The 23,941-nt window shown below is 42.3% G+C and carries 23 protein-coding genes; 11 read left to right on the forward strand and 12 right to left on the reverse strand.

Going from position 1 to position 23,941, the window contains the following annotated elements:
• Positions 1-3: 3 nt before the first annotated feature.
• Complete coding sequence (locus tag F0145_RS05845; protein ID WP_150087380.1) at positions 4-987, reverse strand: GlxA family transcriptional regulator; 984 nt, start codon at positions 985-987, stop codon at positions 4-6.
• 405 nt (positions 988-1,392) lie between these two features.
• Between F0145_RS05845 and F0145_RS05850 the strand changes: the two genes are divergently transcribed.
• The 4 genes from F0145_RS05850 to F0145_RS05865 all read left to right on the forward strand — a co-directional run bounded on the left by F0145_RS05850 (position 1,393) and on the right by F0145_RS05865 (position 3,253).
• Positions 1,393-1,845 (forward strand): SRPBCC family protein, encoded by a 453-nt coding sequence (locus F0145_RS05850; RefSeq protein ID WP_223815837.1) that lies wholly within the window; start codon positions 1,393-1,395, stop codon positions 1,843-1,845.
• Between the two features lie 37 nt (positions 1,846-1,882).
• Positions 1,883-2,416 (forward strand): SRPBCC family protein, encoded by a 534-nt coding sequence (locus tag F0145_RS05855; RefSeq protein ID WP_150087381.1) that lies wholly within the window; start codon positions 1,883-1,885, stop codon positions 2,414-2,416.
• A gap of 165 nt (positions 2,417-2,581) precedes the next feature.
• Positions 2,582-2,989, forward strand: a complete 408-nt coding sequence (locus tag F0145_RS05860) for a VOC family protein (protein ID WP_150087382.1) — start codon at positions 2,582-2,584, stop codon at positions 2,987-2,989.
• A gap of 42 nt (positions 2,990-3,031) precedes the next feature.
• Entirely contained in the window at positions 3,032-3,253 is a 222-nt protein-coding gene (locus tag F0145_RS05865) for a hypothetical protein (RefSeq protein WP_150087383.1), read from the forward strand.
• A gap of 76 nt (positions 3,254-3,329) precedes the next feature.
• On the opposite strand, the gene F0145_RS05870 is transcribed toward F0145_RS05865, so the two are convergent.
• From F0145_RS05870 to F0145_RS05885, 4 genes are read right to left on the reverse strand one after another with little or no spacing between them, the layout of a single operon-like run.
• Positions 3,330-3,908: a YdeI/OmpD-associated family protein gene (locus tag F0145_RS05870; RefSeq protein WP_150087384.1), complete on the reverse strand. Its 579-nt coding sequence runs from the start codon at positions 3,906-3,908 to the stop codon at positions 3,330-3,332.
• A gap of 10 nt (positions 3,909-3,918) precedes the next feature.
• Positions 3,919-4,299, reverse strand: a complete 381-nt coding sequence (locus F0145_RS05875; RefSeq protein WP_150087385.1) for a DoxX family protein — start codon at positions 4,297-4,299, stop codon at positions 3,919-3,921.
• Positions 4,300-4,307: 8 nt separating this feature from the next.
• Positions 4,308-4,727, reverse strand: coding sequence for an SRPBCC domain-containing protein (locus F0145_RS05880; RefSeq protein ID WP_223815862.1), 420 nt, complete (start codon positions 4,725-4,727; stop codon positions 4,308-4,310).
• 51 nt (positions 4,728-4,778) lie between these two features.
• Positions 4,779-5,102: an ArsR/SmtB family transcription factor gene (locus F0145_RS05885; protein ID WP_150087386.1), complete on the reverse strand. Its 324-nt coding sequence runs from the start codon at positions 5,100-5,102 to the stop codon at positions 4,779-4,781.
• A gap of 148 nt (positions 5,103-5,250) precedes the next feature.
• On the opposite strand from F0145_RS05885, the gene F0145_RS05890 reads away from it, so the two are divergent.
• From F0145_RS05890 to F0145_RS05900, 3 genes are all read left to right on the forward strand, one after another.
• Complete coding sequence (locus F0145_RS05890; protein WP_150087387.1) at positions 5,251-7,677, forward strand: outer membrane beta-barrel protein; 2,427 nt, start codon at positions 5,251-5,253, stop codon at positions 7,675-7,677.
• A gap of 393 nt (positions 7,678-8,070) precedes the next feature.
• The gene (locus tag F0145_RS05895) at positions 8,071-9,975 is read left to right on the forward strand and encodes a sensor histidine kinase (RefSeq protein ID WP_150087388.1); all 1,905 of its coding nucleotides are present in this window, start codon (positions 8,071-8,073) and stop codon (positions 9,973-9,975) included.
• The gene (locus F0145_RS05900) at positions 9,972-10,607 is read left to right on the forward strand and encodes a response regulator transcription factor (RefSeq protein WP_150087389.1); all 636 of its coding nucleotides are present in this window, start codon (positions 9,972-9,974) and stop codon (positions 10,605-10,607) included. Before F0145_RS05895 ends, F0145_RS05900 begins: the two co-directional genes overlap by 4 nt.
• A 182-nt stretch (positions 10,608-10,789) precedes the next feature.
• On the opposite strand, the gene F0145_RS05905 is transcribed toward F0145_RS05900, so the two are convergent.
• The 3 genes from F0145_RS05905 to F0145_RS05915 all read right to left on the reverse strand — a co-directional run bounded on the left by F0145_RS05905 (position 10,790) and on the right by F0145_RS05915 (position 12,363).
• Positions 10,790-11,089 carry a HigA family addiction module antitoxin gene (locus tag F0145_RS05905; RefSeq protein ID WP_150087390.1) on the reverse strand — a complete coding sequence of 100 codons (300 nt, stop codon included), beginning with the start codon at positions 11,087-11,089 and terminating at the stop codon, positions 10,790-10,792.
• Between the two features lie 5 nt (positions 11,090-11,094).
• Positions 11,095-11,376 (reverse strand): type II toxin-antitoxin system RelE/ParE family toxin, encoded by a 282-nt coding sequence (locus tag F0145_RS05910; RefSeq protein WP_150087391.1) that lies wholly within the window; start codon positions 11,374-11,376, stop codon positions 11,095-11,097.
• A gap of 159 nt (positions 11,377-11,535) precedes the next feature.
• Entirely contained in the window at positions 11,536-12,363 is an 828-nt protein-coding gene (locus tag F0145_RS05915; RefSeq protein WP_150087392.1) for a hypothetical protein, read from the reverse strand.
• A gap of 322 nt (positions 12,364-12,685) precedes the next feature.
• Here F0145_RS05915 and F0145_RS05920 point away from each other — a divergent pair, with 322 nt between their 5' ends.
• The 4 genes from F0145_RS05920 to F0145_RS05935 all read left to right on the forward strand — a co-directional run bounded on the left by F0145_RS05920 (position 12,686) and on the right by F0145_RS05935 (position 17,780).
• Positions 12,686-14,152, forward strand: a complete 1,467-nt coding sequence (locus F0145_RS05920) for a sodium:solute symporter (protein WP_150087393.1) — start codon at positions 12,686-12,688, stop codon at positions 14,150-14,152.
• Positions 14,153-14,362: 210 nt separating this feature from the next.
• Positions 14,363-16,186, forward strand: a complete 1,824-nt coding sequence (locus F0145_RS05925; RefSeq protein WP_150087394.1) for an ABC transporter ATP-binding protein — start codon at positions 14,363-14,365, stop codon at positions 16,184-16,186.
• A 138-nt stretch (positions 16,187-16,324) separates the two neighbouring features.
• On the forward strand, positions 16,325-16,831 hold the full coding sequence (locus tag F0145_RS05930) for a hypothetical protein (protein ID WP_150087395.1): 507 nt from the start codon (positions 16,325-16,327) through the stop codon (positions 16,829-16,831).
• Between the two features lie 85 nt (positions 16,832-16,916).
• Positions 16,917-17,780 (forward strand): DUF2911 domain-containing protein, encoded by an 864-nt coding sequence (locus tag F0145_RS05935; RefSeq protein ID WP_150087396.1) that lies wholly within the window; start codon positions 16,917-16,919, stop codon positions 17,778-17,780.
• A 155-nt stretch (positions 17,781-17,935) separates the two neighbouring features.
• Here the strand turns inward: F0145_RS05935 and F0145_RS05940 are convergent, their stop codons facing one another.
• The 4 genes from F0145_RS05940 to F0145_RS05955 form a co-directional block, all read right to left on the reverse strand.
• On the reverse strand, positions 17,936-18,157 hold the full coding sequence (locus F0145_RS05940; protein WP_150087397.1) for a hypothetical protein: 222 nt from the start codon (positions 18,155-18,157) through the stop codon (positions 17,936-17,938).
• Positions 18,158-18,484: 327 nt separating this feature from the next.
• On the reverse strand, positions 18,485-19,234 hold the full coding sequence (locus tag F0145_RS05945; protein ID WP_150087398.1) for a hypothetical protein: 750 nt from the start codon (positions 19,232-19,234) through the stop codon (positions 18,485-18,487).
• Positions 19,235-19,571: 337 nt separating this feature from the next.
• On the reverse strand, positions 19,572-21,260 hold the full coding sequence (locus F0145_RS05950; protein ID WP_150087399.1) for a sodium:solute symporter: 1,689 nt from the start codon (positions 21,258-21,260) through the stop codon (positions 19,572-19,574).
• A 134-nt stretch (positions 21,261-21,394) separates the two neighbouring features.
• Positions 21,395-23,887, reverse strand: a complete 2,493-nt coding sequence (locus F0145_RS05955) for a PIG-L family deacetylase (protein ID WP_150087400.1) — start codon at positions 23,885-23,887, stop codon at positions 21,395-21,397.
• Positions 23,888-23,941: the final 54 nt, after the last annotated feature.

Genomic DNA, 23,941 nt, shown 5'->3' on the forward strand with positions numbered 1-23,941 from the left:
GTGCTACACGGCCATTTCGAGCACCGGATTATATTTGCTGCGATATTGCACCGGCGAAAGCCCGGTAATACGTTTAAAAGTAGTCCGGAACGCTTTGGGGTCGGTGTAGCCTACGTTGTACATTACTTCATTTACGTTTTCGCGCGAGCTTTCCAGGCTCATTTTAGCGGCTTCAATTTTTACCCGCTGTACGTATTCCACTATAGAATTAGAAGTAGCTTTTTTAAAGCGGCGCTCCAGGTTCCGGCGACTCAAAGCCAAATTATCGGCTAACTGGTCTACGGTTATTTTTTCCTGCACATTGTTCTCAATAAATTCCTGCGCTTTTTTAACCAGCTCGTCGTCGTGGTCTTTCTGGCCGTTAAAAATTACAAACGGCGACTGGCTGCGGCGCTCAATATCTATCTGAAAAGCTTTGGACATAAATACTGCTACCTCACGCCCGGCATATTTTTCGATTATATATAATATTAAATTCAGGTAAGAAAAAGCCCCTCCGCTGGAATAAATGCCGTGTTCGTCGGTAATAATCCGGTCTTCTACCAATTGTACCTCCGGATACATTTTCCGGAAATCGTTAGCGGCCATCCAGTGGGTAGCGCATTTGCGGCCAGTTACCAGCCCTGTGGCGGCCAGCAGAAAAGCCCCTACGCACAGGCTCCCTACTTCTGCACCGGCTTTATATTGTTTTACAATCCAGGGCACAAACGCCTGGTTATTCTCCAAAACCTTGGTCATTTCTCCGTCCAGGGCCGGTATAATAATTAAATCGGTTTTAGCAATGGCGCTAATGTCGTTATCGGTAAATACAGTATAAAGACCGCCAGCTACGGGAACCTCTTTGGTTAGGCCGGCCAACTGCACTTTAAACAAAGCTGGTTTACCCATACTTTTAAGCAATTTGTTTACTTCGGTAAATACCTGGCGGGGGCCTTCTATGCTGCCTAAGATAGCTCCTTTGGGAACCAGAATGGTGATGTTTTTCATAGTAATATAAGGTTATAAGTTACTAAATGGACTTACGCATGCGCATTTTACTAAAAATATTGGGTATATTGATTTAAAAATTTAGCATTTTTTTCTTTCATATATTCTAATTGCCAATATAATTAGAAAAATTGTCGTAATTAACCCCTTTTTTTGCCGGAAATACACCCGCTTTGTTTTTGTATTTACCTGTATGTTTGCATAGTACAAGGCTTAAAACGCAAAAGGCTTAATACCTTTATTACTTTATTTCGCCGGAAAACTTAATACCGGCTAATCATATACAAACCAATTAATTAAAAGGCTTTAGGCAACCAAAAGCAAAGTAGCCTGGCCGGCTGGTTAAAAAAATATTATTTTACTGCATCCGCTTAAATTTATGTTTAACCTTAAAAATTTACTAACATGAACGCAGAAATTCAAACCTTAAAAAAATCAATTCAGATTAATGCACCTAAAGAAAAAGTTTGGGAAGTATTGCTCCAGGATAATTATACCCGCATTTGGTACGCCGAATTTAGCGAAGGCACCCACGGTGAAACAGACTGGCAACTGGGCAGCAAAGCAAAGTTTATGGATAGTAATAATGATGGGTTAGTAGGCACCGTAGTCGTAAACCGGCCCAACGAGGTTATTTCGATAAAATACGATGGCTTTATAAGCGGCGGTAAAGAAGATTACGAGAGCGAAGGCGCCCAAGCCATGAAAGGAACCCGCGAAACTTACCGGCTAACCGAAAATAATGGCATAACGCAACTAGCCATTGAACTAGACACCGCCGAAGAATATTACCTGTATATGTCGTCGGCTTGGAATAAGGCTTTAGAAAAAATTAAAGTACTGGCCGAACAGAACTAAAAAATTACTACAACCTAAATATTAAAACCTAACAAAAATGAAAGTACTGGCAAAAATATTAATAGGTATAGCCGGCTTTATTGCCTTAATACTAATTGTGGCCTTGTTTGTAAAAAAAGAATATACCGTGGAACGGGAAATTACCATAAATAAACCCCGCACCGAAGTATTTAACTACATCAGGCACCTGAAAAACCAGGATAATTACAGCAAATGGGTAAGAACCGACCCTAATATGAAAAAAGCTTACCGGGGCACCGATGGCAACGTGGGCTTTGTATATGCCTGGGACGGCAACGAGAAAGCCGGCCAGGGCGAACAGGAAATTAAAAACCTGACCGAAGGTGAGAAACTAGAAATAGAGGTACGGTTTATACGGCCTTTTGCCAGTACCGCCTACGCCCCCATGTCTACGGAAGCGGTATCTCCTACCCAAACCAAAGTAAAATGGGGCATGACGGGCGGCAATCCTTACCCGCTTAACCTGATGCATTTATTTATAGATGCTGTATTGGGCCCGGATTTAGAAACCAGCTTGGGTACCTTAAAAAATATTCTGGAGAAAAGCTAAGTTGGCGCCCTTAGCTCCCGCCAGCCTAATATTCTGTTGCGTTAGAAAACTTTGCGGCCCGGCTTATATTTCCGGCTATATTTTACCGCACCAGGAGGCAATAAGCGCAATATCAAACAATAATAAAATATAAAATAATTATTACTAACCTTTAAATATAAAAAAATGGCTACTAAAATATTCGTGAATTTACCGGTTAAAGACCTTAACAAATCTGTTGAATTTTTTACCAAACTCGGTTTTAGTTTTAACGCGCAGTTTACCAACGAAGACGCTACCTGCATGATTATTAGCGAGGATATTTATGTAATGCTGCTGGTAGAACCATTCTTCAGAACGTTTACTAAAAAAGATATTGCCGATACCAGCCGGACTACCGAAGTAATTACTTGCTTATCGGCAGATAGCCGGGCGCAGGTAGATGAACTGGTTGACAAAGCGTTTGCCGCCGGTGCCACCGAATCTAATTTTACTACCGACCAAGGCTTTATGTACGGCCGGAGTTTTCAGGATATAGACGGCCACTTGTGGGAAATAATGTACATGGATATGACCGCCATGCAGCAAGGCTAAACCCCACCAAATATTTTATTATACTTAAGAAAAGGTACCAAAATGGTAGAAGTTTTTAAAACAAATGTGGAAAATCCGAACCAGGCCAATATGCTGCTCGACCAGATTCACCGCCATTTTAGAAATTACAAAGCCAATTTCGACCTGGACGATTGTGATAAAATATTGCGGGTAAAAAGCGATTTGGAATTTATTCAACCGGCTGCTTTAATAAATTTATTGCAGGACTTGGGCTTTAAAGCCGAAGTCCTGCCTGATGAATAATACCAAGTAATATATTATGTTCTATTGCTCATAGCGGCAATATTTATTAAAGACCGAACTTACTTACCTTTAGTGTTCAGTCGTCTAAACCTTTTCCTGCCAATATTTTGGGAATGTATTTTTCAATTCTGCTTTCTCTTGTTTTGGGTTGTTTGGCCGCTGAAAAATATAACAAATAGCCCCTTTGCCGGCCTGGAGTTAAGCTGTTGAAAGCTAATTCTATTTCTTTATCGGTTTGGAGCAGTTTCTCAAATTCTTCGGGCCTATTAAATTCTGCGGTGTTTTTAAACGCTACTTTTACACCAGATTGCTCAATTTTAATAGCTTCTTTAACGTAGTCTTTAATTAACGTTTTAAGTTTTACAATATCATCCAGGCTTGTAAACCTCATTTGCCGCCGGTCTTGCACATTTTCGGTTTGCTGAATTAATAGGCCAGCTTTATCAGTAATTAAAACCCCTTTAAAGAAAAGAAGCGCACAATAATCTTTAAAGCCGTGAATTAATACTATGTTATTATTCTGGTAAGTATAGCATGGATGCATCCATTTAATTTGTTCATTTAGTTTACAGTCGAGCACAATTTCCCGCAGCAAAAACATTTCTTCGCGCCATTTTTTGGCTTTACTTAAGAACATATCAACTTCCGGATTCATAAATATTGCATTAATAACTTAACATAACTTTCCGGCTATCTGGTCTGAAATACCAGGAAACAACTGTTAAAACGAGTAATAATGTTGGTCCAAAATATTCCGCAATATTATCTCTAACGGCCAGGTGGGTAAAGATGGCGCCGGACATTAAAAAGAAGAAACCGGCATAAGCCCATTCTTTTATTAAAGGTAATTTAGGAATTAGAATAGCCACTACGCCTAATATTTTCCATACCCCAATAATTGTCAGAAAATACATAGGATAACCCAAGGCGTTCATTTTTTGCGCTTCTTCTTCCAGATGAATTAGTTGCACTACTCCGGTAGAAATCATTCCCAAAGAAAGCCAACTGGTAGCAACCCAATAAATAATTTTGTTTCGTTTTGCCATAATGGTAATTATTTTAACTGAAGTAGAATTTCCTGGAGCCGGTTATGCGCCATGTTAATGCCCTGGGCAAAAGGTAGTTTAAGCATATTATCGCGGTCATTTACCGACTTGTACACAATGTGCATGGTTAGTTTACTCTGCTCTTTGGTGAGTGGCTCAAAGGTTAAGAATTCAAGCTGCACCGGAAACGGGGTGTTTTCCATTTCAAAAGTCCGGGTAATTTTTTGGTTGGGTTCAAACTCGTGAATGGTGCCGTTAAAAAAGTGTTTATTGCCTTTGGGGTCGGTGGTTTCAAACAAATAACTACCGTGTTTCTTTGATTCCAGTTTAAGCACCTTGGTACCCATCCATTGTTCCAGAATTTCGGGTTCGGTATAGGCTTTAAACAACAGGGCTACCGGCAGTTCAAACGTTCGGGTTACTACAATTTCTTGTTTACCGTTTTCGGCTGAAACTTTTGTTTTTTGTTACACAGCTTTCTATTCTTTTGGTTTGTACGATTGCATTATTTGTTCCAGTTTATTAAACCTGCTCTCCCAAAGGTTACGGAACGGTTCCAGAAAGTCGGCTACTTCTTTCATTTTAACAGCATTCAGGTGATAATATATTTCTCTGCCGTTCTGTTCTTGTTTAAGCAATTCACATGCGGTAAGTATTTGTAAATGCTTGGAAACGGTGGGCCGGGCGGTATCGAAGTTTGCCGCAATGGCTCCGGCCGTCATTGATTGTGCGGCAACCAACAGCAGAATAGCCCTTCTGGTTGGGTCGGCAATGGCCTGGAATACGTCACGTCTTAAATTCATTATGTAGCTAATTGGCTTCAAATATAAATGTAGTTATTTAGCTACGCAATATTTTTCTTAAATATTATTTACAAAACGCTCACCATAATTGGGGATGGAGCAAAAAACCTGTATTGCATAACTTTGGGTAACTAGCAACCAGAGACTTATGTTAACTTTTCTACTAACCCTCGGCCTTATCTTTCTCTCCATTTCGGCTTATGGCCAGATAATTATTAAGGGCAGTGTGCAAGCTACTGACGGGCAACCCTTAGCTTATGCGAATGCGCTATTACTAAACCCCAACGATTCGTCATTGGTGAAAGGAGCGGTAGTTAATGCGTCGGGCTATTACACCTTTGAACAGGTAAGCCCTGGCTATTACCTGATTGCTGCCAGTATGGTGGGGTATGAAACAAGCTACTCTAAACCTTTTAACCTCATTTCCGCTACCACCGGTACGCACCACATGCAGCTATTAGTAGTAGCAACCAACGAAAAGCAACTGCAAGAAATAACGGTTACAGCTAGTAAGCCGCTTTATGAACAGCAAATAGATAAGCTGGTAATAAATGTGCAGAGCAGCATTACCGCTGCCGGATCAACTGCCTTGGAAGTATTAGAACGCTCGCCGGGAATTGGTATAAACCGACAAGAAAATAGTTTAACAATGAGTGGCAAGGAAGGCGTAGTAGTGATGCTGAACGGAAAAACAAGCAGAATACCAATGGCTACCCTAATGCAAATGCTTTCTGGGATGAATACCAATACCATAGAAAGAATAGAGCTTGTTTCTACGCCTTCTGCTAAGTATGATGCGGAAGGAAATGCCGGTGTAATTAATATTGTTTTGAAAAAAAGCTCAGCTATAGGTACCAATGGTTCTTATTCGGCAACGCTGGGGTATGGTTGGTATGAAAAGCCAGGTACTTCCTTTAATCTAAATCATCGGAGGCAAAAATTAAACCTATATGGCAATGGCTCTTTTCTGTGGGATCATGGCAGGAGTGAGATTACCAGCAATCGCAGCGTGGTTAATCAACCGGATGTTATACACACAGCTACTACCACAAACCGGGAATTACACAATATTAATTATACTGCTCGCCTTGGATTTGATTATTTACTTAATGAACATACTACCATAAGCGGGCTTTTAAATGGTTTTAATAATAGATCCGAACAGTTTGCTCGCAATCAAACTCAAATTCATCGTTCAGACCAGTTAGATAAGCGTATTCAAATGACGGATCATGAAGTAAATCAATGGCGCAACTTTATGGCGAATATTAATTTGAATCATATTTTCAGTAACAAAGGAGAATTAAATATTGATGCAGATTATTTATTTTATCACCACAACAATCCGCACGCTTATAAAATTAATTATTTTTTTGAGGAGGACACTCCTGATAAGCAAGAACAAATGCATAATACTAAAAGCACGCCTATTCAAATCTGGATTGGTAAAGTTGATTATAGTAAAAATGTAAGTGCGCAAACAAGGCTGGAAACTGGCATAAAAAGAACTAAATTCAATTTGAACAATGATGTTCTTTTTGAAAGATTTATTGGAGAAACATGGAAAGCTGATGAAGAATTTAATCAGAATGTAACAATGCAAGAAAACATAAGTGCCGCCTTCTTCAATGTAAACCATCAGTTTAACAGCAAAACCAACCTACAGACAGGATTACGCTGGGAATTTACAAGCACCAGTCTTAACGCTAGGCAAGGTGCCAATATATTAAACCGTAACTATCATAATTTATTTCCAAGCGTATTTATTTCGAGGGAATTGGCTAACCAGAATAAAGCACAGTTTTCTTATAGCCGCCGGATTACCAGGCCAACTTATACCGATCTTGCGCCGGCATTTACCTTTTTAGATCCTTATACCTACGGTTATGGCAATTCTGCTTTGCTGGCTACCCTTACGCATGCATTGCAAGCAGCCTACCAATTCAAAAAAAGCTACATGCTTACCTTACAATACAGCCACGACAAGAATGCTGTTTCCAGGCTTCCTGTTGTAACGCCTCAGACGAACAGGCAAATTTTAATTAAGGCTAATATAGCCAGTACAAACACCTTGGCTTTAGTACTGAATATTCCGCTCACAATAACTTACTGGTGGCAAATACAAAATAACCTGATTGGAAGCTGGCAGCAATCAAAAGCTGATTATTCAGGAGAAAAAATGGCTGCGGATGCCCGGTTTACCCAAATTAATTCTATCCATAATTTTAAACTTCCGGACAATTATTTTATTGAACTATCGGGCTTTTACAAGTCAAGGGCACTACATGGAATTTGGGAACTGCATCCAAGTGGTTCTCTTAACATAGGCATACAAAAGAAATTAAACCAGGAGAAAGGAACGCTGGCTTTTAATATAACCGATGTTTTCTGGACAAGCCAGTTTAAAGTTAGTGCCAACTACCCTGCTTCAAATCTTGATGCATTATTATTATTTAAGTATGAGCCCAGAGTAGTGCGGCTTACCTATTCGCGCAATTTTGGCAATAAAAATGTGAAAGCAATTAAACAACGGGTAACTGGTTCAGAAGAAGAGCGTAAGCGGGTCGGGAATTAATGCTTGAACTTAACCAATAGCAGTAAACGGCAAACTTGCGTTTTATTATAATAGAAATAAAAGCTGTTTCGTATTTCTGTTTCCAGAAGAATTCCGCGCCATTGGTGGTGTTTGCTGCCAACGCTAAAGCTTTGGCCAGACTACTTGCTGGTGCCTCCACACCAAAGGCAGCGGTTTTGGCCATTTTATAAAATGCTAAACAGCTTCATCTTTAAGGCTCCCTATATTTAAACACAGAAAATTAAGGTTTTTAATTAACCGTTTAACCTTGCAATTGTTGAAAGCAGTAAGTAAACGTCGATTTGCTATTCACAAATAATACTTATAATCTTTTGATAATCAATAGCATTTGCTTATTTTTCTTTACCTAATTCTTCCTTTTTTGTCAAGCTGATGCGCTACCTTTTCTTCGTTGTACTTTGGTGTGTATGGTTGCCGGCATTGAGCGAGCCGGTACTGACAATTACAGATACCCGAGAACCTATCCGGATAGCTCCTTACAGCTATGTTCTGGAAGACTTTGGCGGGAAACTCACCTATGCGCAAGTTTTACAAATGCCAAGAAGCTCTTTCGGGCTATTATTAAAAGAAGGTGTAAAAGGGCTTTTAAACCCACCAAAAACAATCTGGTTGCGATTAGAGCTAAAAAATAAAACAAGCAGCGAATTATTTTTGCTTTCTAAACAGCGGAGTTATCAGCGTTTAGATGTTTACGTGCTGGATGAAACAGGTAAGCTGACTATACAGCAGGTAGGCAATGCGCATCCCATGCGTAACCGGCTGGCACCTTTAGCCAATCCATTTATTTCGTTGGGTCATCATCCCAAAAAAATTCATGTGGCTATGTATCCTAATGATGTATACCGAGATTATATGGAGATTGCTGACCTGGGAAAATCTATTCAACATCAAAAACACCTGGGCTTTTGGCAAGGCATTGTGCTGGGTATTTATCTGCTGCTGCTGGTTTATGCAATTATTTTTGGTATTCGGTTGCGTTTGCCCATTTTAGGTTGGTATGCCCTTTTCCTGTTTACCAACACCCATTGGTTTCTGCATAGGAGCGGCTACTTCGATGAGTTTTGGGGTAATTCATCGCTTTACACACAGTTTATTAAATATTATCCTTTACGTTTCATGGTAGTTTCTTGCTGGGCTATTTTTCATATCAAGTTCCTGCATCTTAAGCAATATAGTAAGTTCCTGTACTACTTGCTTGTGGGCTGGCTTGGGCTGGAACTCATAAACCACCTGTGTTTAGTTATTTCTCAATATTTTGGGGCGGCCTTTGCCCCCCTCGATATGCCACTCTCCTGGCTGGGGCTCGACTGGGCAGCTAAAATTATTATTGCGCTTTTATTCATGCTGATTAGTGTAATATACGTATGGCGCAAAAACTTTCAGGAGGTACGTTTATACGCACTAGGTTTGGGCATAGGTATTACCGCTATGTTACTCAGTATAGTTACGCTCTATCATATATCCTGGCTTCCTTTTTATCCTTACAATTATACTTTCGTTTTTGGGTCGGTGGCTGAAATAATTATTTTTGCCTATGCCGTGGCCGAACAACACTGGCGGCGACAAACGCAAACCCAGCGCGAGCTTATTGCACAGCTAAGAGAGAACGTGCACCAGCGGGACAAATTACTGCGCATCCGCGACGAGATTGCCCGTGACCTGCACGACGAAGTAGGCGCCACCCTCACCAGTATTTCCATATCAACTAAACTCGTACAAAAGAAAGTAGGACTTCAACAAACCGATATTGAACCAATTCTGGCCCAGATAAACGCTGACTCGGAAGATACCATTCACAGCATACGCGACACCATCTGGGCATTAAATTCAGACAACGATGCGCCCGCAAAATTCCAGGAGCGGCTACGCACAGTAGCGCTGCAAATGCTAGCCAACCAGAACATAACGCTAACTTTCGACAGTGATGTAGCATTGGAAACTTTGCCCCCGTTTTCGATGGAACTGCGCCGCAATATTTACTTAGTTTACAAAGAAGCGCTGCACAATATTGTTAAACACGCGCAGGCGAATAAGGTAAGCATTCAAATCAGGCAGGCAGCGGGGCACTTACAAATTAATATTTCCGATAACGGAAGCGGCTTCGATACTGCGTCTCCTACCGAAGGTAATGGCCTGTTAAACTTTAAAAAACGAGCGCAAGAGGGTGGGTTTAAGGTTGGAGTACAATCAAAAGCCGGTACCGGTACAACCATATCCTTACAAGTATCTATTCAGGAGGCCGCTGCTATCACCATAAATCAGCCAATTAACTTATGATTTCGGTTTTGCTCTTTGAAGATAACAAAAGTCTGTGCCAAAGCTTAACCAGATATTTTAACAGCACCGACCGGGTAACAGTATTGGGTGCCTACCAAAATGCCAATGATGCGGTGGCCAAAGTGCGCAACCACAAGCCCGATGTAGTTCTAATGGATATTCAAATGCCGGGCTTGTCGGGTATTGAGGCGCTGCAAGGCATAAAAGCGGTTTACCCGCAAACCAAAGTACTCATTCATACGGTTTTTGAAGATGAACACCGCATTTTCTCGGCTATCTGTGCGGGAGCGTCTGGGTACGTGCTGAAGAGTCCGGACCCAGATGAAATATTGCAGGCTATTGAGGAGGTAAATAGCGGCGGAGCCCACATGTCGCCGAGCATTGCGGTTAAAGTATTGCAGATGTTTCAAAATCAGTTTGTACAGGCTCAACCGGTTTACGTGGCGCTTACGGCCCGCGAGCGGGAAATACTCACCTGCATGGTAAAAGGTATGAGCTACAAAATGATTGCGGACGCTTGTGTAATTAGTTTCAACACCGTTCATTCCCACATTAAAAACATTTACGAAAAACTGCACGTCAATTCGGCCCCGGAAGCGGTAGCCAAAGCAATAGCGCAAAAGTTGGTATAATGTAATTTATTAGGGAGCGAAATGCCGCCGGTTCCCCATCAGGTAAAATCTCACTTAAATATTCAGCCCACACACACACCTGACCTTAGGAAAATATTGAGAGTAAAGATAGGTAGACAAATTTAACGGCTAGGCTAAAAAGCGTGCAAGGCCGTCGGCCGTAGCATGCTGTTTATACAATATTAGGCGGCGTTTTTCTCAAATCTCCTTATGTTTTCCAACTCATGCTGCTTGTTATTTTTTTCTTCTTCTAAGTCGTAGTCGTCCTGCAGCCCGAGCCAAAACTTAGGAGAGTTTCCGAAGTAATAACTTAGCCTGAGTGCGGTGTCTGCCGTGATTCTTCTGTTCCCCTTTAATATCTCTGATATTCTGGTTTGCGGAATACTAATGTCTTTGGCAAGTCGATAAGCTGTAATGCTTAGAGGTACAAGAAATTCTTCCTGTAGAATTTCTCCCGGGTGTATATTAGGTAGTTTTTCCATATTCTTTAGTGGTAGTCAATAATTTCTACTTCTGAGGCCTGTCCGTTGTTCCATTGGAAGATGATTCTCCATTGGTCGTTTATCCGGATGCTGTAGAATGCTTTTAAGTTCCCGGATAGCTTTTCCAATCGGTTTGAGGGAGGAATCCGCAAGTCGGCTATGTTCTGCGAGTTGTTAAGCATCCTCAACTTACGCCTGCCAATCGTCTGCATTTCCCTTGGGAGCTTAGCGACCATCTCACCGTTCCAAATCTTTTCTGTTTCTTTTGAGCCAAAAGATATTATCATACTCCTGATTTACGGTAGTAACGCCAAAAGTAAGCAAATTGTTTGATTTTTAATATCTTGGGGAGAAGTTTTTTAAATGCCGCCTAACGGTCTCGTATAAACACCGTGCTAGGCCGTCGGCCGTAGCATGGTGTTTATGCAATGTTGGCTGTTGGCTTTTTATTTTCCAGGATTGTCTTTCACTAAGGTTAATGCTCTTGGATTACGTCTATCTAATATGTTTTGGATTCTTTTTTCAGCATTTCCTTGTCTCCCATCACCATCATTTATTTCCCTTCCATGAACTACATCAATAGTAGTCATTATATTAACGCAGGCATAATGTTGCTCAACTCCAGTATCTTTTTCAAGTTTGCCAAAGTTTCTTTCAGCTGTTTTTTTATAACCATAGTTTAGAAAAGTTTCAATTGTAGCCTCTGGAAATTTGTTCTTCAAGTTTAACAAAGATGTTTCAATCAATTGCATTACAGTATCAGCAAAGGCAATAGTCTCTTGTCTATTGGGTATATAGCCTTTATGAATGACCGAATTCCTGAATGGAACCTCTTTATTGGTATTTAGCAATAAAGGCTCTTCTCCAAATGCTTGGCTATATAAAAATATATAAGCACCAAGTTGTCTTTCAGATTGATTGGATACATTTTTCCAAATTTTATCAATTTTATCAAACTCATTACTAGATGACTTTAATATGGACTTGATAAAGAATTCATAATACCTTTCCATTGAAGCAGTTAAAGTAGAAACTGCTTCCCTAAAGTAACCGTCAGCAATAGCATTAAGTCCATATTCATAAAGTATTTCAAAGTCAATATTGTCTATAACAGTTTTGGATTTATGACCTTTACTACAATTAACTTCATAAACACCTGTATTATTAACCTGCTCGAATGGTGTCATAATTGGCTCTCCTATATTTGACTCTGGAGCACCATTTTTAACTTGTTCCATTATACAATCAAAGCATATTAGGTCTAAAAGCATCATTGTTTTATAGTTTTAAGCTTGCAGCCAACTAGCTGCTAAACGGAGTTCGTTCCGGTTATCACACCCCCGTTAGCTGGCTAAACGGAACTAGACTAACGAATATACTATATATAAATATAATTATAAATTAAATTAAAATTATTGCTGATATTCCTTATCTGAGGCGTTATGCTCAACAGCTTTCTTGCTATTGCTAAATAATTCATGTTTTAAAATATTTAAACTACCAGTAAATCTAACAACGGGAAAGTTTGCGGGATAAAAGTACCTAAGGCATTTTAACTATATTTGTACATTAAGTATAGTTACCTAACGCTGCTGTATGTCGCCTACTTTAGTTATTAGCATAATTGCCGTTTATTTTTGTTTGCTGGTGTTTATTTCTTTTTTAACCAGCAGCAAAAAAGATAATACCGAAAGCTTTTTTTTGGCTAACCGCAAGTCGCCGTGGTTTGTGGTGGCCTTTGGCATGATTGGCACTTCGCTTTCCGGGGTTACGTTTATTTCTATTCCGGGCATGGTAGCCAAAGCCCAGTTCTCGTATCTGCAATTGGTTTTCGGGTATTTATTAGGTTACTTGGTTATTGCCACTATTTTAATGCCGCTGTATTACCGGCTCAACCTGGTTTCTATTTATACTTACCTGGAGCAGCGGTTTGGCTTTTGGTCGTATAAAACGGGGGCTTTTTACTTTTTGCTGGCCCGCACCATTGGCGCGGCTTTGCGTTTGTACGTGGTAGCGGGCGTATTGCAGTTAGCGGTTTTCGATGCACTGGGCGTGCCGTTCTGGGCTTCGGTATTTATTACCATTCTGTTAATTTGGGTGTATACGTTCCGGGGCGGCATGAAAACCATTATCTGGACCGATACTTTCCAGACGCTGGCTATGCTGGTTTGCGTAGGCTGCAGCATTGTAATGATATCGCAGGAGTTAAACCTTTCTTTCCAGGGCTTAGTCGATACCATCGACCAAAGTGCTTACTCACAGGTATTTTTCTGGGATTTTAAAGATTCCCGTTATTTTGTAAAACAATTTTTCTCGGGCGCTTTTATTGCCATTGTCATGACTGGGCTGGACCAGGACATGATGCAAAAAAACTTAACTTGTAAGACCCTGGGCGATGCGCAGAAAAATATGTTCTGGTTTAGCATTATCCTGGTTTTTGTAAATATTTTGTTTTTATCGCTAGGGGCGCTGCTTTACATTTATGCTAATTCTAAAGGCATTGCCCTACCCGAAAAAGGCGACGACGTTTTCCCGTTCCTGGCACTTAATTATTTTTCATCGTTTTTGGGTATTGTGTTTATTCTGGGCATTGTGGCCATTACGTATGCCAGCGCCGATTCGGCTTTAACCGCCCTTACCACTTCTTTCTGCGTCGATTTTCTGGATTTTGACAAACGCACCGAGCAGGAACGCAGCCGCTACCGCTACTTCGTGCACATTGGCTTTTCGTTGCTGCTCATGCTGGTTATTATTATTTTCCGGATTATTAACGACGAAAGTGTGGTAACCGCGGTATTTAAAATTGCCGGCTATACCTACGGTCCGCTGCTGGGGTTGTATACTTTTGGGGTATTTTTTAAACGCCAGGTGCGCGATAACCTGGTGCCTTTTATTTGCATTTTGTCGCCGCTGGTTACCTATATGTTTAACCTTAACTCCAAAGACTGGTTCTGGGGCTACGAGTTTGGTTTTGAAGTTTTAATCCTGAACGGATTCTTAACCCTGCTGGGCTTACTGGCCATTTCGGTAAGTAAAAACAGGAAACCCATACCAGCCATTTAATTTAAAGCCACCGGCTAATACCGGGTGGTTTTTCTTTGGGCAACCCTACTATAAAATAACCGCCGATAAACTTATCTGCGATTGGGTTTGTTTAAAATTTAGCTATCGCAAAAGAATCATCCTTTAATTTCCAGGATTACGTAACTTTGCCGGTAGTAATAAAAGCCCGGGAACCGGGTTTTTTCATCAAGACTTAGAGAATATTCGTTAATGGCAAGACGCGGATCCGGCATTAATACCGAAACCACTCCCGGAACAGAAACAAAAAAACGCATCAGCAAAGAAAGCTTTAAACAAGGAAGCCGCATTTTCAGTTACGTTAAACCTTACCGGTTTAAATTTATTATCGGCCTTATTTTCCTGGCCCTCTCCAGCAGCACTTTCATGGTTTTCCCGGCCCTAACCGGCCAACTCGTCGATAGTGCTACCGGCCAAGCCTCCCGGTTACTGAAAGATATTAACCTGATTGCCCTGGGATTATTTGGGGTGATATTATTACAGGGTATATTTTCGTTTTTCCGGATTTACTTTTTTGCCCAGGTCAGCGAAAATGCGGTGGCCGATATTAGGCGGTCGCTTTACGCCAAATTTGTGGTATTACCCATTCCTTTTTATGAGCAACGCCGGGTTGGCGAAATTACCAGCCGCATTACTTCCGATGTAGCGCAACTGCAAGATACCCTTTCGATTACCCTGGCCGAGCTTTTCCGGCAATTAGTTACCTTAATTGTGGGGGTTATTATTATAATGGTTACCTCGGTTAAGCTTTCGCTGTTTATGCTGGCTACTTTTCCGGTGCTGGTATTAATGGCCTTTATTTTTGGCAAAAGAATTAAAAAACTTTCCAGAGCTACCCAGGAAGAAATTGCCAAAACCAACGTAATTGTAGAAGAAACGCTGCAAGCCATAAACGTGGTAAAAGCTTTTACGAACGAATTATTCGAGATTGGCCGGTACAACCGTTCGCTTTCTAACGCTGTGCGCAACGCCTTGCAGGCTTCTTATTTCCGGGGGGCTTTTGTGTCGTTTATTATTGTGGGCTTGTTTGGCGGCATTATTCTGGTGCTTTGGTACGGGGCTTCCCTCGTAGAAGCCGGCGAACTGACCATCGGCGATCTGGTACAATTTATTATTTATACTACTTTTATTGGCGCTTCGGTAGGCGGTTTAGGCGATATGTACGGCAAAGTGCAATCGTCGTTGGGTGCTGCCGATCGGGTACTGGAAATATTAGACGAGCCGGTAGAACCCACGCACCTGCCCACTAACCCAGCCGAGCAGAACCTTACTATTGCCGGCAATATTGCATACCAAAACGTGGCTTTCTCCTACCCTACCCGCCCCGATATTGCGGTGTTAAAAGATATTTCGTTTGGGATTAGAGCTGGCGAAAAAATTGCCTTGGTTGGGCCCAGCGGTGCTGGTAAATCTACCATTGTATCGTTGCTGATGAAGTTCTACGAGCTGAGTTCGGGCAAAATATTAGTAGATGGCCGCGATATAAATACCTTAAACTTAACCCAGTTGCGCCAGCACATTGGCATTGTGCCGCAGGAAGTATTGTTGTTTGGCGGTTCTATCCGCGAAAATATTGCCTACGGCCGGCCCAACGCTACCGACGAAGAAATAGTTACCGCTGCCCGTAAAGCCAATGCTTACGATTTTATTCAATCTTTCCCCGAAGGGCTGGATACTTTGGTAGGGGAACGCGGAATTAAATTATCGGGTGGTCAGCGCCAGCGCATTGCCATTGCCCGAGCCATTCTCAAAAACCCGGCAATTCTTATCCTCGATGAAGCAACGAGTTCTTTGGACTCTGAATCGGAAAAGCTGGTGCAGGCGGCCATGGACGAGCTCATGAAAAACCGGACCAGCATTATTATTGCGCACCGCTTATCTACCATCCGGAAAGCCGATAAAATATTGGTTATCGAAAACGGCCGGATTGTAGAACAAGGCACCCACGAAGATTTATCTTTAAACGAAAACGGCTTATACGCGCACTTATTAAAGCTACAGTTTGAGCTAAGTTAAATAGTTAAGTAACTAACAGCAAGGTAATTATATTGCCTGATGCGTAAAGCAGCAGTTTTTCCGGACGGAAAGCTTCTTTTTACGTATCAGGCAATATTTATTTTGTGCTAACTTTACCCGTATTCCAAAACCAACCCAATGCGAATTCCGGCTCTTGCTTTTTTATTTACATTGCTTTTCCCTTCCCTGCTGCTGGCCCAGGAACCCCGGATGCGTTACCGGGCAAAAAAAGCTATTTATTTAGACGTTGGTGGCAGCGGCGGCATTACCGCTAACTTCGATTACCTCACCATGGAGATCGATAATATTAAAACCAGTATTCGGTTAGGCGGCGGATTATACCCTTACAAAGTAAACGGCGAAAGTAAATTAATGCCGGTCGTGCCACTCGAATTTTTAGGGTTTGTAGGCCAGAAAGCCGGCAACCTGGAACTGGGCCTGGGTTATACCCACCGCTTTTCAAATGAACCCTCGCAACCCGATTACCACCTAACGGGCCGGGTTGGCTTCCGGTACCAGCAGCCCCGCGGCGGGTTGGTTTTCCGGCTGGGCTACATTCCGTTGCTGTACAAAGATCCCGAAAGTATCCGGCGCAATTATGTACTATCGCCGGCTTTTGCCTTAAGTGTTGGGGCCAGCTTTTAATTTTCTTTTATTGGGGTTTTCAGGTAGCTTTTCCTAATTTTACAACTGATTCTGGTTTAAATAAAAGAACAGTAAATTACGTATTATGAGAAGAAGAGGAACCATTTTTACCTTTGTAATAGCCCTGGCAATATTTTGTAGCCAGCAGGTTATGGCCCAGTTAACTATTCCGGCCGCTAGCTCCCCAGCAACCGTAACCCAGCGGGTTGGTCTAACCGACATTACCGTTAAATATTCCCGCCCGAGTTTGAAAGGCCGCAAAATGTTCGGCGAAACCTTGCCTTACGGCCAGCCTTGGCGGGCCGGTGCTAATAATTCTACCGTTATTGAGTTTAAAGACCCGGTAACTTTACAAGGCACACCCGTACCCGCCGGCGAATACGCTATTTACACCATACCCGGCGAAACCGAATGGACGGTAATTTTTAACAAAAACACCAAACTGGGCGGTAATACCAAAGATTACAAAAAAGAAGAAGACGTAGCCCGGTTTAAAGTAAAACCTTTAAAAACACCAACCAAAACTGAAACCCTGACCATTAATTTTGCCGATGTAACCCCCTCTACCGCTAACCTGGAAATATTATGGGAGAACACCTCGGTTAAAGTAAAAATTATTGCCGAAGTAGAAAGCAAAGTAATGGCCCAGATTCAGGAGCAGGTAATTAATGGCAAAGATGTGAAGCCGGATTTATACGCCGCCGCTGCCGTTTATTACCTCGACACGAACAAAGATCCTAAATTGGCGCTGGAATGGATTAAAAAAGCCAACGAGAAAGATCCTAAATTCTGGAACATGCACACCCAGGCCAAACTACACGCCAAAAATAAAGATTACAAAGGTGCTATTGCCTCTGCCGAAAAGTCGATTGCCCTGGCCAAAGAAGCCAAAAACGACGACTATGTGCGTATGAACGAGAAAGCTATTGCCGAGTGGAAGAAAATGTAAGCTGATTTACTAAAAATAAATATTAAATAAAAAAGCCACCTACACGGTGGCTTTTTTATTTAGTGGCTGAAGTCTTTTTTAGCTCCACTTTCTCCAACTTTGTTCAACCAACGCAATTATGTCTTGTGGCGGTTTAGAGCATAATTTTCCGTAGGCTAGATAAAAAGCTTATCAATCATGTCGCCAAGATCGCTCACTTCTAACGTAAACATGATTATAATTATGCCCAGTACAATTTTTACCAATATTTGAATAGAGAAACCTGTCTTTTTTGGAGAAGTACATTTACTGACGGAAAATAAACAAAATAAAGCAGCAGCAGAAAGGCGCCAAAACCAGGGTTGTTCCCCATTTAAGCAATATTCCGTGATTTCCATTTTGTTGCAAATAAATTATAATAGAAGCTGTTTAGTATTTCGGTTTTAAACAGAATAAGCTGCCATTGGTGGTGTTATCACCGCCAATTCTAAAACTTACGGCAACTACTTGCTGGTGACAACACGCAGCAAGGGCACCAGTTTTCTCCAATTATCCAAATGCTAAACAGCTGCATATTAAAACTTGTGGATTTAATATTTTGCTCTTGAAAATTAAGATTAGCATATTTAAAAACAAACTATCAGAAATTATTCTATAGATACTTTCACCATCCCCACCATAAGCACCTAATAGAAGCTAATTTATTAATTTCAGGAAAAATTCGGCTAATTCTTAAAGATAGAAGTCCGGTAGGACAGGTTTATCTGGAGGCTATACGATTTTATGGTTCCGGTAGAGGTATAAGCTCCCGGTTCAGAAACCTTTTCGCCGGTTAGCTTCTTAAAAGGCATGGCATACGCGGCAGATAAAGCAAATTGCTTATATTTTAAGCCAATTTCCGGCACGATACCTAATCCGCTGGATTTATAATCGGGAAACAGTTCACTTTCCACATTATTGGTTAACCTCAACGGAATATCGCCCAGTTCCAGTTCCGATATAAAAAATCCAGCGCCTAATTTGGCATAAGGCTGTAAACCATTCCTGGCAGGCGCATACGTTATGTTCAATAACAAATTTGTGTTTTCCAGCGCTCCTGCCTTCAGGTACCCGTTTATTTGTTCGCCGTTTATGATGGCGTTTTTTATAAAACGGGCTTTGCCATAGCTGCCATTAAAACCTACCCCTGCATATAAATCTGGTGTGAGGGCATAATCAAGGGAAACAAAATAACTGAAGCCCAAGCCAAATTCCGGGCTGTATTCTGCCTGTGAATAAGAAACATTTTTTTCAGCTAAGACTGGCAAATAATACCCTAACCCAGCCGAAATGCTGTATTTATTGTTTCGTGCAACGAGCGCTGTTGGTGCAGGTTGGTTGTTATTTGTGCCGGTTGCCATGCTGTTTTCTGTTTGCGCGTGCGCAGCAAAGGCCAGCAGGAACAAAATTCCGGTTAAAGTAAGTCTTGATCTCATCTTTTGCTTTTTAAACAAACCACTGTATTGTAGCAGTACGCCGAAATTTTACAAGCGATACAAATTTTGAGATTACTGTACGGAAAAAAAAGAAAGTGACGTTTGTGTAAAGCCCTAAAACAGCCCGAATTGTGGTATTAAAGCACATATGCCTTGCCCCAACATCATCTTTCCCGGTATGCATTATAACCCCGACAGCCACACTTAACAGAATTCCGGTTTGCCGTGAACCTGATTTAAAGATGCGATGCATTTACAGCAAAATTCGGGTATTCATTTAGTAGTAGATACAGGAAAAAACTGCTATTTCAAGCGTAAATTGGTCAGGCACCGGCTGTTACCTCTTCTGCGGCAGTACAACCTGAAAGAAATAACCAAATCCGATTACCAGTAAACAACCAATTGGGTTAAGCCATAAAAAGCCAACTTCAGTAGTTGTATAGGTTAAAATAACCAATGCCTCGGCTACCACGGCCGCCCAGAAAACCGCATTAGCTTTAATATATTTAAGGTAAAACCCGACGACAAATATTCCCAAGATGGTACCATAAAAAAGCGAACCCAGAATATTTACTGCTTGAATCAGGTTATCGAGCTGCGAGGCCAGCGTGGCAAAAAGAATGGCAAATAAACCCCAGCCAATGGTAAACAGCTTGGAAGCTTGCAAATAATGGGTATCCGAAGCCTGGGTGCGGAAAGACCGCTTGTACATATCAATAACCGTAGTTGAGGCCAGCGCATTTAACTCCGAAGAGGTAGACGACATGGAAGCGCAAAATATTACCGCCAGCAGCAACCCAATAATACCGGTAGGCATGTACTGCATTACAAAAGAAATAAATACGTAATCGGTGTCCTTTACTTCGGCCTTGGGGTTGGCTTTTTGCAACAAGCTTTTTACTTCGTTACGAATAGCTTTTCCTTCGGCTTCAATGCCGTTAAGTTCTGCGCGGGCGCTGTTAATGGCCGTTTGGTCTTCGGCCTGAATGCCGCGCAGCATGTCTTTTACAACCCTGGTTTTCTCTTTAAAGTTGGCATTGTGCTCGGTTTCGAGTTGTATTAAGTTGCCGGCGTAAGAGGTTTCGTAGAGTCTTTCTTTTACTACTTTGTTAAAAAATACCGGCGGCTGCACAAACTGGTAAAACACAAAAACCATTACCCCAATAAACAAAATAATAAACTGCATGGGTATTTTCAGGAGCCCGTTAAAGAGCAATCCCAGGCGGCTTTCGGTAATAGACTTACCAGATAAATACCGGGCCACCTGCGATTGGTCGGTACCGAAATAAGACATAAATAAAAACAAGCCGCCCGTTACCCCCGACCACACATTGTACCGATCGTTCCAGTCGAAGGAAAAATTAATCAGGTTGAGTTTATCCATTTTGCCGGCTACCTGCACAGCATCGTAAAACGAAACATCTGGTGGCAGCATGTTAATTACAATAATGCCGGCCACAATCATGCCGCCCATCATTACGGCCATTTGCTGCTTTTGGGTAACACTTACCGCCCGGGTACCGCCCGTAACCGTATATAAAACAACTACCAGGCCCAATATTATATTGGTGGTATTTACATTCCAGCCCAGAATAGAAGATAAAATAATAGCCGGCGCGTAAATGGTAATACCCGCAGCCAAACCCCGTTGCACCAGAAACAAAAAAGCGGCCAGCGACCGGGTTTTTAAATCAAAGCGGCTTTCTAAAAATTCGTAGGCCGTATAAACCTTCAGGCGGTAATAAATGGGAATAAACGATACGGAAATAATTACCATGGCAATGGGCAGGCCAAAGTAAAACTGCAAAAAGCGCATGCCATCTTCGTAAGCCTGGCCCGGCGTAGACAAAAAAGTAATGGCGCTGGCTTGGGTAGCCATAATCGACAAACAGATCGTCCACCATTTTTCGGAATTATTGCCTTTTAAATAGCCTTCAATATTCTGGCTGCCCCGCGTTTTCCACATGCCATACAGGGCAATAAAAGCCAGGGTACCTACCAAAACCCCCCAATCGAGATAACTCATTCGAAATATTGGGTTATGGCGTAAAACACAACAATCTGCAAAATAAGCGTGCCGATTACCATATAATAAAACGGACGCCAGGATTTAAAAAAAGGAGGTTTATGATTATCAGTTGAACTTTCTTGATCCATGAATTATTTGTTTTTACCAGTAGAAATCAGGTTGGTAAACAGGCGGTAAGCGCCCGGAACCCCTGCCGGTAATTGCCTAAAAAAAGCGTACCCGGTATAAATGTAATAGCCTTTGCCGTGTTTGGCTACCAGCAAACCGCCTTCCCGGGCTGGCTCGCCGGGGTCGTTAGAAGATAAAATTGCTTCGTATTGGTTATCCCATTTATTTGCAAAATACAAGCCCCGCTCCTGCACCCAGTTGTTAAAATCGGCAGCAGTTATTTTGTTAGGATAACTAAGTACCGGGTGATTAGGTTTTAAAAACTTGACCGGTGCATCTTCTACAGCTACCCGGTCGCGGGAAAGTTGGAATGGGTAAGGCCCAAGTTTATCGGTAACCAACCCGGAATTAACGTTGTATTGCACCACCAGCGTACCGCCTTGTGCTACATAATCGAGTAAAGCGGCCTGGGCAAATTTTAAATAATTATCGGTATTGTAAGCCCGTACGCCAATTACCACCGCATCAAAGCGTTTTAATTCTGAGGTAGTTAAGTTGTGATCGCTTAATAACGTAACCTGGTACCCAATCTGGCTCAGGCTGGCGGGCACCTCGTCACCGGGGCCCATTAAATAACCAATCTGAGAGCCGCTTTTTTTCAGGTCGAGGCGGGTAACTTTGGCAGTAGCTTCCGGAAATAATTGCAAAGCCGGAATATGGCGGTAATCAATATTTACCAAACTTTGGTTATACGATTGTCCGTTGGCTTGTACCACGGCGCGCAAAGTACCTTCGCTTTGGGTACTGGTTGGGTAAACCTGGAAAACAAAGCTTTTTTCTTCTTCTTTCACCGGCAAGGTAAAAGCGGCCGAAGCGGGTTCAACGCGCCAACCCATTGGTACTTCCAGCGTAACCCGGCCGCTGGTATTTTCCTTGCCAGCTTTAACGGTTACCGTCATTTGCTTGGGTTTATCATCAGCAAACACCAAAACCTTATCGGTCAGGTTTACGAAAACCGGCGGTGTAACCGAAAAGGGCTTGTATATTTCTCCTTCTACGGGGTCAACGCGCTTGTAAACCACTGGTACGGTAAAGGTAAAAGGCTCCTGGTTAATTAACACGGTGTATTCAGCCGCTAAAGCCGATGGGTTTTCAGGCAAGCCAATCAGTTGCTGGTCGTTTACCGCGTACATACCCAAAGTGCCTTCTTGTTTTAACCAGTAAGGCTGCGAAGTTGGCATTTGGGCCGGTAAGGTTAGCGCCACTTTAGCCGAAACCAGGTTTTGCTGCAAAGATTTATTCTGGTTTATTACTTGGCCAGTTACCGGAAAAGTTATTTTCTGAAGTTCTACGGGCACCGTTGAGCGGCTAACCGCGATGGCATTAACGCTAATTTGTTCGCCGGGGGTAGCAGAACTTTGGGCCGCGGTAGCTTCTAAAAACAGGCCGAGGCAAGATTTTATTAATTCCTGCAAATCGGCTTGCTTCTGGGCTTTGTACGGGTTTTCGGGTAAATTATTGATGGCCGATTTTACCTGCAATAATAAGGGAACACTGGCCGACGGATTAGCCGGATTATATTGGGCAATGGTTTGCTGCAGCAATTTAGCTACTTTCTCTCCGCCTTTTACCCGGTTCCAGGTAAGGTTAATGCCCTCGAATAAATCGGTTTTGGTTTCAGTACCTTTGGTGTGCACTAAATATTCGGTTACTTTGCCGTAATTGCTGCCGCTGCCGAAACCCTGGCTTTTGTGCATACTACGGCTGGCGGCGGCTATTTCGGGGTAAGATTTGCCAAGAATGGGGTTAAAAGTACTTATTTCAATGGCTAGTTTGCCAGTGGGGTCGAACTGGTTTTCGCCGCCGTAAAAAAACGAGGAAGTATTCCACAACAACCGTTTGGGTTGCCACACCGCAACAAATTTTAATTGCTCCGGATAACGTTTAGGGTCGGCGGCCGCTTCAAAAGCTTCGGAAGCCAGAATGGCCGAGGTGGTATGGTGGCCGTGCGTGCCACCGGGTTCCGGCGAAAAACGGGTAACCATTACATCGGGCTTAAATTTCCGGATGGTCCAAACCATGTCGGCCAAAACTTTTTCTTTATCCCATATTTTAAGGGTTTCCTGGTAATCTTTCGAAAAACCAAAGTCATTGGCGCGGGTAAAAAATTGCTGGCCACCATCGAGTCGCCGAGCTTGTAATAATTCGTGTGTCCGGATTAGGCCCAGCCGCTCGCGTATTTCCGGACCAATCAGGTTTTGCCCTCCATCGCCGCGGGTCAGCGATAAATAACCGGTTTGCACCATTTTTTCGTTCGCCAGCCAGGCAATCAGCGCCGTATTTTCATCATCGGGGTGCGCAGCCACGTAAAGGGCGCTGCCCACCACATTTAATTTTTTTAACCGGAGCAGAATATCGGCAGCATCGGGCTTAACGGGGGCCTGGGCTTTTAAGTCCGGCTTATGAATAGCTAAAAAAAAGAGGAATAACCCAGAAAAAAGAAAAAGCTTCCGCATTTGTTAAAATTAATCGGCTGTTAATTTGCCCTTACAACGAATAATAAATATTGC

The sequence above is a fragment of the Adhaeribacter rhizoryzae genome (assembly GCF_008629685.1).
Classification (GTDB): domain Bacteria; phylum Bacteroidota; class Bacteroidia; order Cytophagales; family Hymenobacteraceae; genus Adhaeribacter; species Adhaeribacter rhizoryzae.